General features: G+C 61.8%; 13 protein-coding genes. 11 read left to right on the plus strand and 2 right to left on the minus strand.

Features of this window, described 5'->3' with window-relative positions:
- The first annotated feature begins 162 nt into the window (after window positions 1-162).
- The 11 genes from M2375_RS03410 to M2375_RS03460 all read left to right on the plus strand — a co-directional run bounded on the left by M2375_RS03410 (window position 163) and on the right by M2375_RS03460 (window position 13217).
- A complete protein-coding gene (locus tag M2375_RS03410; RefSeq protein WP_259163973.1) occupies window positions 163-903 on the plus strand; it encodes a 16S rRNA pseudouridine(516) synthase in 741 nt (246 codons plus the stop codon).
- A gap of 152 nt (window positions 904-1055) precedes the next feature.
- Window positions 1056-2003, plus strand: coding sequence for a cytochrome D1 domain-containing protein (locus M2375_RS03415; protein WP_259164756.1), 948 nt, complete (start codon window positions 1056-1058; stop codon window positions 2001-2003).
- Window positions 2004-2050: 47 nt separating this feature from the next.
- Entirely contained in the window at window positions 2051-2869 is an 819-nt protein-coding gene (locus M2375_RS03420) for a polysaccharide deacetylase family protein (protein WP_259163974.1), read from the plus strand.
- Window positions 2870-2936: 67 nt separating this feature from the next.
- Window positions 2937-3956, plus strand: a complete 1020-nt coding sequence (locus M2375_RS03425; RefSeq protein WP_259163975.1) for a sterol desaturase family protein — start codon at window positions 2937-2939, stop codon at window positions 3954-3956.
- Between the two features lie 112 nt (window positions 3957-4068).
- Window positions 4069-4944 carry an EI24 domain-containing protein gene (locus tag M2375_RS03430; RefSeq protein WP_259164757.1) on the plus strand — a complete coding sequence of 292 codons (876 nt, stop codon included), beginning with the start codon at window positions 4069-4071 and terminating at the stop codon, window positions 4942-4944.
- Between the two features lie 369 nt (window positions 4945-5313).
- Complete coding sequence (gene glnA, locus M2375_RS03435) at window positions 5314-6729, plus strand: type I glutamate--ammonia ligase (RefSeq protein WP_259163976.1); 1416 nt, start codon at window positions 5314-5316, stop codon at window positions 6727-6729.
- A 263-nt stretch (window positions 6730-6992) separates the two neighbouring features.
- Window positions 6993-7529 (plus strand): hypothetical protein, encoded by a 537-nt coding sequence (locus tag M2375_RS03440; protein WP_259163977.1) that lies wholly within the window; start codon window positions 6993-6995, stop codon window positions 7527-7529.
- A gap of 30 nt (window positions 7530-7559) precedes the next feature.
- Window positions 7560-8633: a nitrogen regulation protein NR(II) gene (glnL, locus tag M2375_RS03445; RefSeq protein ID WP_259163979.1), complete on the plus strand. Its 1074-nt coding sequence runs from the start codon at window positions 7560-7562 to the stop codon at window positions 8631-8633.
- Window positions 8634-8700: 67 nt separating this feature from the next.
- A complete protein-coding gene (gene ntrC / locus M2375_RS03450) occupies window positions 8701-10257 on the plus strand; it encodes a nitrogen regulation protein NR(I) (protein WP_310473160.1) in 1557 nt (518 codons plus the stop codon).
- 297 nt (window positions 10258-10554) lie between these two features.
- Window positions 10555-11481, plus strand: coding sequence for a hypothetical protein (locus tag M2375_RS03455; protein ID WP_259163982.1), 927 nt, complete (start codon window positions 10555-10557; stop codon window positions 11479-11481).
- Between the two features lie 404 nt (window positions 11482-11885).
- A complete protein-coding gene (locus M2375_RS03460) occupies window positions 11886-13217 on the plus strand; it encodes a dicarboxylate/amino acid:cation symporter (protein ID WP_259163983.1) in 1332 nt (443 codons plus the stop codon).
- 91 nt (window positions 13218-13308) lie between these two features.
- Here the strand turns inward: M2375_RS03460 and xth are convergent, their stop codons facing one another.
- Both xth and M2375_RS03470 read right to left on the minus strand, forming a co-directional pair.
- Window positions 13309-14085: an exodeoxyribonuclease III gene (gene xth, locus M2375_RS03465; protein WP_259163984.1), complete on the minus strand. Its 777-nt coding sequence runs from the start codon at window positions 14083-14085 to the stop codon at window positions 13309-13311.
- Between the two features lie 58 nt (window positions 14086-14143).
- The gene (locus tag M2375_RS03470) at window positions 14144-15268 is read right to left on the minus strand and encodes an SLC13 family permease (RefSeq protein ID WP_259163985.1); all 1125 of its coding nucleotides are present in this window, start codon (window positions 15266-15268) and stop codon (window positions 14144-14146) included.
- Window positions 15269-15272 lie beyond the last annotated feature (4 nt).

Consider the following 15272-nt stretch of genomic DNA (forward strand, 5'->3'; position numbering starts at 1 on the left):
ACAGGACAGTGAAACGACTTCGCGCCGATGATAGTGCGGATTCCCGTGTGAAAGTAGGTCATCGTCAGGCTTTTATACTGATCAACCCCTCTGCTCTACCGAGTAGAGGGGTTTTTCTTTTTGATCAATACAGTGCTCATATCTGTCGTTGAAGGGGTTGTGATGCAGTTGCAGGATATGTTGTATTCGCAGGGGTTTGGTATTCGCCGTGTCTGCTCTGGTTTGGTGCAGCAAGGTTGGGTGCAGTTGTGGGATGCACAGGCGCAGGCATGGGTTTTGGAGACCGACTCGACCGCCGAAGTGGAGCCCGAGGGGCTGCGTTTCAAGGTGCAGGGTGTGGAATGGGAATACCATGCGCTGGGCTATATCTTGCTGCACAAGCCCGCAGGCACTGAGTGCTCGCAAAAGCCATCGGCGCATCCAAGCATTTACAGCTTGCTGCCATTGGCGCTGCGTACACGCCCCAACAAGAATGCCATCCAAGGTCTGCAGGCGGTAGGGCGGCTTGACCAGGACACCACGGGCATGCTGCTGCTCAGCGATGATGGCCAGTTCATCCACCGTATGAGCTCGCCTAAAAAGCATGTACCCAAACGCTACCAGGTGACTGCCAAGCATGCCGTAACCGAGCAACAAGTCGAGAAGCTGTTGGCCGGTGTGGTGCTCGATGATGACCCCAAGCCCGTCAAGGCTGCAGCCTGTGTGAAGACTGGTGACAACACCTTGGATTTGACCCTGACCGAAGGCAAGTACCACCAGGTCAAGCGCATGTTGGCAGCGGTGGGTAACCGGGTCGAGGGACTGCACCGGGCGCAAATTGGGGGCTTGGTTTTGGCTGAAGAGCTCAAGCCGGGTGAATGGCGCTGGCTCACCGCCCAAGAGCTGGCCTTGCTCAAGCCTTGACGGTTATTCACCAAGTGTGGCTTTAGCACAAGTTGCACGATTATTTACATCGCCGAAAAGGCTGAGGCTGCGCGGATGTTTGTGGCGGGCAGCTACACTCGCAGCCTTACTTGTGGGGATTGCTCGTGAAGCCTTTCTTTTTTGCCCGTTCCTTGATCGCGGTGCTGGCCCTTGCATCCGCAGCGGCCCATGCCGCCAACCCTATCCTGGTGCTCAATTCTCTCGATGCGAGCATCAGTGTGATTGACCCCACGACCTGGAAAGAGGTCAAGCGCATTCCCACAGGCAAGGAGCCGCACCACCTCTACCTGACACCGGACAGTAAATCGGTGATCGTAGCCAATGCGACCGGAGATTCGCTGACCTTTGTGGACCCCAAGACGGCCGAGGTGCAGCGCGTGATCCAGGGGATTGCTGACCCCTACCATCTGCGCTTTTCCCCCGACATGAAGTGGTTTGTGACGGCCGCCAACCGCCTCAACCACATCGATATCTACCGCTGGGATGGGCAGGAGCCCAAACTGGTCAAACGCATTGCCACGGGCAAGACGCCCAGCCATCTGTGGATTGATAGCAAGAGCACGACCATCTATTCGACGATGCAGGACAGCGACGAGCTGGTGGCCATCGACATCGCGACGCAAACCTTGAAGTGGCGCACCAAGACTGGGCAAATGCCCGCCGATCTGTATGGCAGCCCGGATGACAAGCTGGTTTTTGTGGCGCTCACGGGCAGTGACGGGGTTCAAGTCTTCGATGTCAGCGCAGCAGCGCCCCAGCTGGTCAATACGATCAAGACTGACAAGGGCGCGCATGCGTTCCGTGCCACTGGTGACGGCCGCCATCTCTTCGTCAGCAACCGGGTAGCCAACAGCATCAGCAAGCTCGATATGGTGAGCCAGTCGGTGGTGGACCGCTACCCCGGCCCCAGCGGCCCCGACTGCATGGATGTCAGCCCCGATGGCCGCTATATCTACCTCAGCTCGCGCTGGGCGGGCAAGATGAGTGTGATTGATACGCGCGAGCGCAAGGTGGTCAACCAGGTGAAGGTGGGCAAATCGCCGCACGGAATCTGGGTGCTGGACCACGCACCGCGCTAGTACCGTCTTCACACTGCAACGGATTGGACAGCCAAACTATGCGCAGCATGTTTTTCTGGCTTCTGGTGGCTAGCCTGGGCAGTGCAGCAGCATCTGCCCAAGAGGGCGCTTCTGCAGCTGCGCCTGCCGCCCGCAGCTGCAGCAAGCCCGTTTATTTGACACTCGATACCGGCCACATGGGCGTGGCCCCGCAGATTGCCGAAATTTTGCGCAAAACGCAGGTGAAGGTCACTTTCTTTGCGGCCAATGAACGCACCAAGGAGGGCGATGGCAGCCTGGGTGACTATTGGGCGCCATGGTGGCGTGCGCGGGCTGCCGAAGGCCATGCCTTTGCCTCCCACACCTGGGACCATACCTACTGGCGTGGCGATGTCAAAGTACCAGCGGGCGCAGCGCCGCGATTCAAACTGCAGCCTTCGCAGGGCCCACAGGCCGGCCAGCGCTTTGAAGGGACGGCGGCGCAGTACTGCGCGCAGATCCAGCAAGCCGAAGACCGCCTGGCCAAGATCACTGGCACCAAGCCACTGCCGCTTTTCAGGGCGCCGGGTGGCAAGACCTCGCCCAGCCTGATTGCGGCGGCCAGGCGCTGTGGCTACGCCCATGTGGGCTGGTCGCCGGCAGGCTTTCTTGGCGATGAACTGCCCAGCGACAAATACCCCAACCAGCAGTTGCTGGACAAGGCGCTCAAGGACATTCGCCCCGGCGATATCTTGCTGGCCCACCTGGGTATCTGGGACCGCAAGGACCCCTGGGCGCCTGCGGTGCTGCAGCCGCTGATCGAGGGCTTGCAGGCCAAGGGATTTTGCTTTGCCACCTTGCGCGAGCACCCGCAGTACAAGGATTGGATTCGTCAGCATGGAAGCTGAAAACCACTGCCGTGGTCCACACAGGCAGCGGCAGGGTTTGAGGCACTATTCGAACTAATGGTTGGCCATGGAATTTCTCAGCACACTTTTTGACAACGCGCAGCAGTGGCTGTTTGAGCAGCTTCTGCAACCGCTGCTGTTCAACCTGGGCCTGGCCAGCTATCTGGAGGATGGCTATACGGCTGCGGGCTGGTTCCTGGTGGGCTGCCTGCAGATCGTGGTGATGGTGCTGGTGATTGCACCGCTGCAGCGCTGGCGGCCGGTAGAGGCGGTTACCGACCGGCCTGCGATCCGCGTGGACATGCTCTACACCTGCATCCACCGCCTGGGCTTGTTCCGCCTGGCGCTGTTTTTCAGCATCGATCCGTTGTGGGACATGGTGGTCGGCGCGCTGCGTCTACAGGGCTTTGAGACCTGGCACCTGGATGCGCTGTGGCCTGGGGTCACCGACCTGGCCTGGGTCAGCTTGCTGATCTATCTGCTCGTCTTTGACTTTGTGGCCTACTGGATCCATCGCGGCCAGCACCGTTTTGTGTGGTGGTGGCGGCTGCATGCCTTGCACCATTCGCAGCAGCAAATGACGATGTGGAGCGACAACCGCAACCACTTGCTCGATGATGTCGTGCATGACAGCATCATGGTCTTCGTCGCCGTGCTGATTGGTGTGGCCCCCAGCCAGTTTGTGGCGATTGTCGCCATCACCCAGCTGAGTGAGAGTTTGCAGCATGCCAACCTGTGTCTGTGGTTTGGCCGCTTGGGTGAGCGGCTGTGGATCAGCCCGCGTTTTCACCGCCGCCACCATGCCATCGGGATTGGCCATGAATCGCCCGCAGCCACAGCGGCACCCAGCACAGAGGTGAAGGCGGGTGAGGCTGCCCCGCGTACCCGTTTAGGTGGCTGCAATTTTGGCGTGCTGCTGCCTTGGTGGGATATGCTTTTTGGCACCGCCAACTTTGAGCTACGCTATGACCCGACGGGCGTGCGCGACCAGGTGCAACCCAACCGGCAAGGGCAGCTGCGCGATTACGGGCGTGGGTTTTGGAGCCAGCAGTGGCGCGGCTTGCTGCGTTTGATGGGCCGGGCCTGAGCCAGCGCGGGCAGCGATGCCCATCAGCCAGTGCCTGCACGCAGCAGGCCACCGACGGTGTGACAGAAAAGGAGTTCTTCCCATGCCCCAAGGGTCTGCAGGCTCTCGCCTGATGTTTGATGCTTTCTGGCGTGCGGCTGCCTATTGTTTCAGGCCGCGCGTGATGCTGCTGTCTTTGTTGCCCCTGGCTGTGATGCTGGTGGCCTTGGGCGGCTGGAGCTATTTTTACTGGTCGGGTGCGGTGGCCACCATGCAGCACTGGGTGGAGACCATTGGCTGGCTGCGCACCGTGTTCAGCTGGTTTGGTGGGAGTGGCACCGAGGGCTTTGCGGCCTCCATTGCCCCTTTTGTGGTGCTGGTGCTGATCACGCCCATCGCCGCCGTAGTGGCACTCTTGGTGATTGCGCTGCTGATGACGCCCGCCTTGGTGAACATGGTGACCGAGCAGCGCTTTGCGCGTCTGGAGAAGAAAAAGGGCACCGGCCTGGCAAGCAGCATCGTCTGGGCGCTGAGCACCTCCTTGGTGGCCATACTGGCCTTTGTGGTCACCATGCCGCTGTGGCTGATCCCGCCTTTGGTGCTGATTGTGCCGCCGGTTATCTGGGGCTGGCTGACCTACCGGGTGATGAGTGTGGATGCGTTGGCCGAGCATGCCAGCAAAGCAGAGCGCGACAGCTTGCTGCAACGCTACCGCTGGCCTTTGCTGCTGATGGGCGTCATCTGCGGCTACATCGGCATCGCGCCCAGCGTGGTCTGGGCCTCGGGCATGGTCTTCACCATTGGCTTTGTGGTGCTGGTGCCCATCGCCGTGTGGATCTACGCCATTACTTTTGCCTTTTCTTCGCTGTGGTTCATCCACTTTTGCTTGTCAGCCTTGCAGCACCAGCGCCTGGAGAGCGGTGAGCCGGGCTTGAGCCTGCCAGTGCAGAATGCGGCGCTTCCCGGTGATGGGCAGCCGCTTGGTGGCGATAGCGCAAGCCCCAAATAGGGACAGCGCAGCGGTGTTGGGCTGCAGGCATGGCTGCGGCACCCGGTTAAATGCACCAATAAGGTGCGTCTTCATCCATTTTGGTGCATACAGCTGAAGCAATCGGAATTTTTGTGCCCTTGCACCTTGTTGGTGCGCGTGCGCGGTGCATGCACCCTCTGGGCCCGGACGCGGAAAATCCGCGCGCTGCGCGAACGCAGCATGGCCAAAGCGCGGTACAGTCTGAGCTTGGCTTGGGACCCACCACAGCGATGAGGCACGAAGCCGGTTTTTACTGGCTGGGCCCCGCATGTCATAAAACTGGCACGCAAACTGCTTTAGTCTGGTGACAGCCCCCTTTTTTATTCACGATTTTCTTTGGAGCATTAGATGGCCAAGAGCGTTGCAGATGTGATGAGCATGTTGGACGAGAACGAGGTCAAGTTCGTTGACCTGCGTTTCACCGATACCCGTGGCAAGGAACAGCACGTCACGGTGCCTATTTCGCATTTTGACGAAGACAAGTTCACCTCGGGCCATGCGTTTGATGGCTCCTCCATCGCTGGCTGGAAGGGTATTGAAGCATCGGACATGCTGCTGATGCCCGATCCCAACACCGCCAACATCGATCCGTTCTTTGACGAAACCACGATGTTCCTGCAGTGCGACGTGATCGAGCCAGGCGACGGCAAGGCCTATGACCGCGACCCACGTTCCGTGGCCAAGCGCGCTGAAGCCTACCTGAAGGCATCGGGCCTGGGCGATACCGCTTACTTCGGTCCAGAGCCAGAATTCTTCATCTTCGACGGCGTGCGTTGGAGCACCGAGCCCAACAACCCCTTCTTCGACATCGAAGAATACGAAGCACCCTGGAACAGCGGCACCAAGTTTGACAACGGCAACCGTGGCCACCGTCCTCGCGTCAAAGGCGGCTACTTCCCCGTGCCTCCTGTCGACAGCACCCAGGACATGCGTGCTGAAATGTCCCTGCTGCTCGAAGCGCTGGGCATTCCGGTCGAAGTGTTCCACCACGAAGTGGCCGGCGCTGGCCAGAACGAGCTGGGCACCCGCTTCTCCACCCTGGTGGAGCGCGCTGACTGGACCCAGGTGCAAAAGTACGTGATCTGGAACGTGGCAGACACCTACGGCAAGACCGCAACCTTCATGCCCAAGCCATACTCTGGCGACAACGGCTCGGGCATGCACGTGCACCAGTCCGTGTGGAAAGACGGCAAGAACCTGTTCGCCGGTGACGGCTACGCCGGTCTGTCGGACTTTGCGCTGTACTACATCGGCGGCATCATCAAGCACGCCCGCGCCCTGAACGCCATCACCAACCCTGGCACCAACAGCTACAAGCGCCTGGTTCCTGGTTTTGAGGCACCGGTCAAGCTGGCTTACTCGGCCAAGAACCGCTCGGCATCCATCCGTATTCCTTACGTGAGCAACCCCAAGGGCCGCCGCGTGGAAGCCCGCTTCCCTGATCCGTTGATGAACCCCTACCTGGGCTTCGCAGCGCTCTTGATGGCCGGCCTGGATGGCGTGGAAAACAAGATCCATCCTGGCGAAGCCGCCACCAAGGATCTCTACCACCTGCCTCCAGAAGAAGACAAGCTGGTTCCCACCGTGTGCCACAGCCTGGACCAAGCGCTCGAAGCGCTGGATGCCGACCGTGCCTTCCTGACCAAGGGTGGCGTGTTCAGCGACAGCATGCTGGACGCCTACATTGAGCTGAAGATGGCAGAAGTCACCCGCTTCCGCCAAGCGGTGCACCCTGTCGAATACGACATGTACTACTCGCTGTAAGCCATCCCCGGCTAGGCCCTTGTGGCTTGGTCCATGGGGCAAAGCGACCTGCCGGCCTTCCAAGGCGGCAGGTCGCTTTTTTTGTGTGCGCTCAGGGGCAGGGGCGAACCCTGACTGTGACGAATCTGTAACAGCTGGAACTGTTCGGCGTGATCCGTCTCCTTTGTAGCTACACTGCGGGTTGCAGAGGGGCCATCGTGCAAAGCCGCTAAAGGCTGTCACGGACATACTGGCACAGTGGAGCGAACGGGCGAAACGGGGTTATGCATACAAAGTTGTTGTTTTTGATGGTGGCAGTGGCATGTGCGCAAGGCGCTGTGGCGCAGGATCGCATTTATCGCTGTGGCAATGAATACACCAACGATGCGGGCAAGGCGCGGCAAAAAGGCTGCGCCGTGGTGGAGGGTGCCAACGTCACCATCGTGCAGGGCACGCGCCCGCATACGCCGGCAGCCAGCCCTGCGCCCGCACCTGCTGCATCTGGCAATGCTGCCGCTGCACCACGCCCAGCCCGCGCACCGGCTGCGGCCACACCTGCACCGCGCTCCACGACGGCCGATGGCCGTGCCCGCGACTCGGATGCCCGGCTCATTTTGGAGACCGAGCTGAAAAAGGCCCAGAGCCGAAAGACCGAGCTGGCGCGCGAATACAACAATGGCGAGCCCGAGAAAAATGCGCTGGAGATGCGCAACCCCGCCTTCTACACCAAGCGTGTTGCGGACCTCAAGCAGGAGATCGGACGCAACGACAGCGATATCGCCGGTATCCAGCGCGAGCTCCAACGTCTGCCGGCCCCATAATCAGGGCTTCTACCTTTTTGGGCCCACCCCATGTCTGAGCTCAGTGCCATCGATCGCGAGTGGCAGGCGCTGGAACACATCGCCACCTTGGTCGCCGTGATACGGCTGGATGGCGCAGCGGCGCGGGTCAATGCGGCGCTGGAGAACGCGCTGGGGGTCTCGCGCAAAAGCATTCTGGGGCATTATTTCGGCGGTTTCTTCCAGGACGATGAGCTGATGCACAAGGCCCTGGTCGATGCGCGGGCGCAGCGCTTTTCGTCACTGCGTTTTGAGGCGCAACTGCGGCGCAGCCTGCAGGATGCCTTTCCCGTGCATGCCAACCTCTCTTGGTGGGAGGAGGACGAGACCATCTTGGTGGAGCTGTGGCCGCTGGAGCAGCAGGTGCGCCAGGACCGCGAAGAGCGCGTCCGCGAGCAGGCGCTGGCCAACAAGGAGCTGATCCGCAACCTGGCCCATGAGATCAAGAACCCGCTGGGCGGCATCCGCGGTGCAGCCCAGCTGCTGGAGCTGGAGCTGCCCGATGCCCAGCTCAAGGAATACACCGACGTCATCATCCACGAGGCGGACCGTCTGCAGGCCCTGGTGGACCGCTTGCTGGCGCCGCACCGCCATCCGCATACGGTGGGCGATGTCAACATCCATGAGGTCTGCGAGCGGGTCTGCCAGCTGGTGCTGCTGGAGTACCCGCAAGGGCTGCGGATTGAGCGCGACTACGACACCTCGCTGCCCGAGATTCGGGGCGATCGCGAGCAGCTCATCCAGGCCTTGCTGAACATTGTGCAAAATGCCGCGCAGGTGCTGGTGCCGCAAATGGCCCAAGGCGATGCACATATCACCTTGCGCACCCGCATTGCCCGGCAGTTGACCTTGGGCCGCAAGCGCCACAAGTTGGCACTGGAATTGCATGTCATCGACAACGGTCCTGGCATTGAGCCGGACATCAAGGAGCGGATCTTCTACCCCTTGGTGACCGGGCGTGATGGTGGCACGGGCCTGGGTTTGCCGCTGGCGCAAACCTTTGTGCAGCGTCATGAAGGTTTGATCGAATGTGAAAGCGAGCCTGGGCGCACGGATTTCCGCATCATGCTGCCGTTGACAGACTAGGGTGCAGATCGCTCCCTTGCTGAAGGACCTCGGTATGTAGAACTGTAAGGGTAGGGTGATAGCGACAATGAAACCAATCTGGATAGTGGATGATGACCCGTCGATCCGATTTGTACTAGAGAAGGCGCTGGCACGCGAGCAGTTGCCCACGCGCAGCTTTGTGCATCCCAAGGAAGTACTCGAGGCCTTTGACACCGTCAGCGACCAGGCGCAAGCCCCGTCGGTGCTGGTCAGCGACATCCGCATGCCTGGCGGCAACGGCCTGCAGCTGCTCGAACAGGTGCACCAGGACCATCCGCAGCTGCCGGTGATCATCATGACGGCCTACTCGGACCTGGACAGCGCCGTCTCGGCCTTCCAGCGCGGGGCCTTTGAGTACCTGCCCAAACCTTTTGACCTGCCCAAGGCCGTGGAGCTGATCAAGCGCGCCGTGCAACAAAGCGAGAGCCAGGCGCCCGAGCTGTCGCAGGCCGCCGGCGGCGGAGAAATGCTGGGCCAGGCGCCTGCGATGCAGGATGTGTTCCGCGCCATTGGCCGTCTGTCGCAAAGCAATGTGACGGTGATGGTGACGGGCGAGTCCGGCTCGGGCAAGGAGTTGGTGGCACGTGCGCTGCACAAGCATTCGCCAGTGGCCGGTGGCCCCTTTGTGGCCATCAACACCGCCGCCATCCCCAAGGATCTGCTGGAAAGCGAGCTGTTTGGCCATGAGCGCGGCGCCTTTACCGGCGCGCAAACCCAGCGCCGCGGCCGCTTTGAGCAGGCCGAAGGCGGCACCTTGTTCCTCGACGAAATCGGCGACATGCCGTTTGACCTGCAAACCCGCCTGCTGCGCGTGCTCTCCGATGGGCATTTCTACCGTGTCGGTGGGCATGTGCCAGTCAAATCCCATGTGCGTGTGATTGCCGCCACCCACCAAAACCTGGAAGACCGGGTGCACAAGGGCGTGTTTCGCGAGGACTTGTTCCACCGCCTCAACGTCATCCGGCTGCGCCTGCCGCCGCTGCGCGAGCGCAAGGAAGACATTCCCATGCTGGCCCGGCATTTTCTGGCCGCCAGCGCCAAGCAATTGGGGGTGGAGCCCAAGCAGCTGTCTGAGGCTGCTCTGGCCCAGCTGGCCCAGTTTGCCTTTCCGGGCAATGTGCGGCAGCTGGAGAATATCTGCCACTGGATCACGGTCATGGCTCCGGCGCAATGGGTGTCTGTGCAAGATCTGCCACCCGAGGTCCTGCAGGCCACGCCTGCTGCGTTGGTGGCTCCCACCAGCATGCCCAGCGCGGTGCCGCAGGTGCAGGCCCCGGTACCGGACTACAGCTACCGGCCCGCCGCCCCCGACGCGCATGCCGGCCAGCCGGCGGTGCCAACGCCCATCCAGGGCGCGGCCAGCGGCGCGGCACCGGCCGGCGACTGGGAGGGCGATCTGGCACGCGAGGCCGATGCGCTGCTGCAGTCCGGCAGCACCGAGGTCTGGGATGTGCTCAGCCGCCGCTTTGAATCGCAGCTGATCAAGAGCGCGCTGGCAGCCACCCATGGCCGGCGCATGGAAGCGGCCCAGCGCCTGGGCATTGGCCGCAATACCATCACCCGCAAAATCCAGGAGCTGGGCTTGTCTGCCAGCGACGATTGATGCCTTAGGGAACCTCTGCAAAACTCCCTGCCATGGGCTGAACGCGGTCTCGGGCGATCCGCTGCGTTGTCTTCCTTGTCAATAGCTACAGCTATTGACTGCAAAAGACGCCTTGCGCCTCATCCCGATCCGCGTCCATCCCACTTGGCGAAGGTTTTGCAGAGCCTCCTTAGCGCGCTGATGCCTGGATAAACCACCGCCTTCCAAGGCGGCGGTTTCGCTTACAGCGCCCAGCCATCGATGCGGTTTGAACCGTGCAACAATGGACGATTACCTGTCTGCCCAGTGGTGCAATCCATGCAAAAGATGACTTCGGTGTTCTCGGCCCAGGCCTACCGCAACTCGCCTGAACGCGTTGGCCGCCAACGCTCGGCGCTGCTCAATACCTTGCGGCTGGCGGCTTCAACCGCCAACGGCATGACCCAGGTCGCGGGCGATGCGCTGCACAGCGCCCTGGCCGGTGGCCTGCCACCCAAGGCCAAGGCCCTGTGGGGCAATCCTGCACGTGAGGACAGCTACTGGCGCAGCCATTACCAAAGCATGGATTTTTATGTGGCCGGCCAGCCTTTTGAGGCCTACCGCCCGGCCTTGGCCCTGGGTTGGTATGCGGCGCAGCGCAACCCCTCCGGCTTTGATGCCTTGGCTGCCCAGCTGGAAGTGCAGTGGCAGCATGTGCGTGGCAGCAACCCCATGGACTGGCCCCTGGCCAGCACCATTGCGCGCGCCGCGTACGACCATGCCATCAGCGGCCTGCAAGGCGAGCAGCTGTCTGCGCCACAGCTGCAGCAGGCTGTGCGGGTGCTGCAGCAAGGCCTGGCCGATTGTGAGGAATGCCTGGTGGCGGGCAGCGAGCAAGCCCGGGCCATTGCGTTGCGCAGCCATTTGTACGCGCTGGCCGAGCAGTTCCGCGCCATGGACTGGCAGCTGCAGGATGTGCAACTGCAGCTGAGCCAGCCCAGCCCCATGGTTGAGCGCCCGGGGCTCAGCGCCGCAGGCCGCCTGCACCGCCGCTGGACGGAGTTCAAGCAGCGCGCCAACCTCATCAGCGACCGCGACCTGATTGCCGAATGCAGCCTGTGCCTGGGCCTGGTGGCCGAGCGCTACCAGCGGGTGCTGGAATCCGCGTTGCCACTCGATCTGCGGCCCCTGCTGCAAACCCATGCGCAGCAGCTACGCCGCCATACCGATGAGCTGCAGCACATGCAGGATGCGCGTGCGCGCTAAAAAGCGTATAGCTTAATAAGCTGTTACAAAGCGCCTATGCAAAAGCAGGCGGACCGCTGTTTGACAGTCTGCACTTGGCCGTAAGTTGGTTGGCAGGTTTGTAAAAATTCCCGTTAATTGGGAAAAAATTACCATGTAGGCGCCCACTTTCTCAGTTGTGGCGCCGTGGGCCGCAAAAACTTGCGGCTACAATCGGGCCCGCAGAACCTGCAATCCTGCCGTCCAAGGCAGCCTCAACGCTCTTTTCTTTTGCGGCGGATCTACCGCCTGCACCCGGCAGCAAAGCCTGCCCGGGCCAGAAAAGGCGCACACAGTCCAGCACGACAAGCCTGCGGATGTGCCGCACACGAGGCCCACAGCGCCCAGGACGGCACCATAAATCACAGACATCAAAGGTATTGGTTATGGCTCTCACGGGCAAAAAGGGCTTTTCGTCGGCGCTGTGGATTTTGGCGGCGATGCTGGCCGGCATTGTGCTGGGCTACGCAGTCAATGTGGGCGCCAGTGATGCGGCGGCCGCCAAGGATATGGCCGGCTATATCGCCATCGTCTCGGACGTGTTTTTGCGCCTGATCAAGATGCTGATCGGGCCGCTGGTGTTCTCGACCCTGGTGGTGGGCATTGCGCACATGGGCGATGCCGCCTCGGTGGGCCGGGTGTTTTTCAAGGCCATGATGTGGTTCCTGACCGCATCGCTCGTATCGCTGCTGCTGGGCATGGTGCTGGCCAATGTGCTGCAGCCAGGTGCCAACCTGGGCCTGCCGCTGCCGGATGTGGGCGCAGCCACCAACCTGGCCACGGGCAAGTTCACCTTGCGCGAGTTCATCAACCACACCGTGCCCAAGTCGTTTGCCGAGGCCATGGCCAACAACGAGATCCTGCAGATCGTCGTGTTCTCGATGTTCTTTGGTGTGGCCATGGCAGCCTTGGGCGACAAGGCCAAGACCTTGCTGGCGATGATCGACGAGCTCTCGCATGTGATGCTCAAAATCACCGGCTATGTGATGAAGCTCGCGCCCCTGGCCGTGCTGTCGGCGATGGGCTCGACGGTGGCGATCAATGGCCTGGGCATCTTGCTCAAGTTCGCGGTGTTCATGGGCGAGTTCTACCTGGGCCTGTTCATCCTGTGGTCGCTGCTGGTGCTGGCAGGCATGGCCTTTTTGGGCAAGCGCGTCTTCAAGCTGCTGACCTTGATCAAGGAGGCCTTCATGGTCTCCTTTGCCACGGCCAGCTCCGAGGCCGCTTATCCCAAGATCCTCGATGCGCTCGACCGCTTTGGTGTCAAACGCAAGATCTCCAGCTTTGTCATGCCCATGGGCTACTCCTTCAATCTGGATGGCTCGATGATGTACTGCACCTTTGCGACCTTGTTCATCGCACAGGCCTATGGCATCGATCTGCCGCTGTCCACCCAGATCACCATGCTGCTGGTGCTGATGCTCACCTCCAAGGGCATTGCCGGCGTGCCGCGCGCCTCGCTGGTGGTGATCGCCGCCACCCTGGGCCACTTCAATATTCCGGAAGCGGGCCTGCTGCTGATCCTGGGCATCGACACCTTCTTGGACATGGGCCGCTCTGCGACCAATGCCGTTGGCAACTCCCTGGCATCTGCTGTGGTGGCCAAGTGGGAAGGCCAGCTGCTGTCTGAAGACGAGGCCGAGGCCCTCAGCCGCAAGCTGGATGCGGAGGCTGCGCTGTCCATGCACGCGCTGCCGGAGACCGACAACAAGGCTTGAGCCTTGATGCTGTGCAAAGCGCACAGCGCGGACCATAAAAAAACGGGCGGATGCCCGTTTTTTATTGGCGCAAGCCAGGCTCTCGGGCCGCTCAGCCCAAGCTCACCACCACCGGCGTGTGGTCGCTGGGCTGCTTGTTCTTGCGGGGCGCACGGTCAATCGTGCAGGCACTCACCGAGCCCTTGAGTGCGTCACTCACCAGAATATGGTCAATGCGCAGGCCCCGGTTTTTCTGGAAGCCCAGCATACGGTAGTCCCACCAGCTGTAGCTCTTCTCGGGCTGCTCAAACAGTCGGTAGGCATCCGTCAGGCCGAGCGCCAGCAGGCCTTGGAAGGCATCGCGCTCTTCCTTGGTGTGGTGGATGGTGTCGCGCAAGCCATCGGGGTCGTAGCTGTCGCGGTCTTCCGGCGCCACATTGAAGTCGCCCACCAACACCAGGCGCGGGTGCAAGGCCATCTCGGCCTTGACATAGGCCTCCAGCCCGCTGAGCCAGCGCAGCTTGTAGGCAAACTTGTCTGAGCCCGGCTCCTGGCCGTTGACAAAGTAGCAGTTGATCACCCGGATATCGCCAGCCGGGCTGGCCACCGTGCCGGCGATGATGCGCGACTGCTCATCGGCAAACTGCGGATTGGCGCGCACGACATCCTTGAGCTCGCTGCGGCTGAGCAGGGCCACGCCGTTGTAGGTCTTCTGGCCAAACGCCACCGCCTGGTAACCCGCCTCCGCTAAAGCCGCATGCGGAAACTTGTCGTCGGTCAGTTTGAGCTCCTGCAGGCCCAGCACATCGACCGGGTTGGCGGCCAGCCATTCCAGTACCTGCGGCAGGCGGACGGAGAGGGAGTTGACGTTCCAGGTCGCTATTTTCATCGCAGAGCTGCCAAATAAAATCAATGGTTTGTATTGTATACACGGCCTGAGCGCCGCATCACCCCAAGCGCAGCAAAGCCGCTGAGGCCGCACACACCAGCAAGAACGGAATGCTGATGCGATGGAACTCCCACATGCCGTTGGGCAGGCGCGCCAGGCGCAGCGCGATCAGGTTGGCGAGCGAGCCCAGCACGCAGCCAAAGCCGCCCACACTCACCCCGGCGGCCAAGGCGGGCAGGTCGCGCACGCTGCCGTCCAGCAAGATGGTGGCAGGTACATTGCTGATGACCTGCGAGGCCACAATGGCGGCCAGATAGGCGCGCCAGCCCTCGGCAATCGGCCACTGCTGCAGCAGCGCTTGCATGGCAGGCAACTCTGCCACTTGGCGCAGCACCACAAACATCAGCGCAATGATGGCCAGCAAGGCCCAGTCCACGCCGCGCAGCACCTTGGGCGCTGCCAATGCAAACACGCCAAAGACGAGGCCCAGGCCGGCCAAGGTCCAGTGGCGCTCCAGCGCGATGACAAAAGCCACAAACAGCAGCACCGCGATGGTCAGCAAACGCGGCTGTACGGCGACAGGTGCAGTAGCCGGCTTGAGCGCAATGGCCGTGCGCGGCACCAGCCACCACACTGCCACCAACAGCCAGGCCAGCATGATGGCCACGGTCGGCCCCATCATCGCCATAAAGCCCAGAAAGCTCTCGCCAGAGCGGTGCCAGAGGTAGAGGTTTTGCGGGTTGCCAATGGGGGTGAGCGCAGAGCCGGCGTTGACCGCCAAGGCCTGCAACACCACCAGCCGCGCCAGCGGTAAATGGGCCTGCGCGGCCAGCACGGCCGTCAGCGGCACCAGCAGAAAAAGGCTGACATCGTTGGTCACCAAGGCGGACAGCAAGGCTGCCGTTGCGGTCAGCAGCAGTGCCAGGCCGCGCAAGGTGGACACCCGCGTCAGCAGCCGCTGTGCCGTGGCCTGCAGCATGCCGCTGCGCTCGACCGCTTGGGTGATCGCCAACAGGCCGGCCAGCGCGCCGATGGTCTGCCAGTCCACCAGCGCCATGGTCGCCTGCGGGCTGCGTGGCTGCCAGACGGCGAAGCCTATCGCCAGCACCAACAAGATCCAGAGCAGCATATTGCCGCTGGGGGCATCTGGCTGGGTGTCAGAAGAGGGGGGAGAGATCGACATAGCG

Source organism: Comamonas sp. BIGb0152, assembly GCF_024809975.1.
In the GTDB taxonomy this organism is placed as follows: domain Bacteria; phylum Pseudomonadota; class Gammaproteobacteria; order Burkholderiales; family Burkholderiaceae_C; genus Comamonas.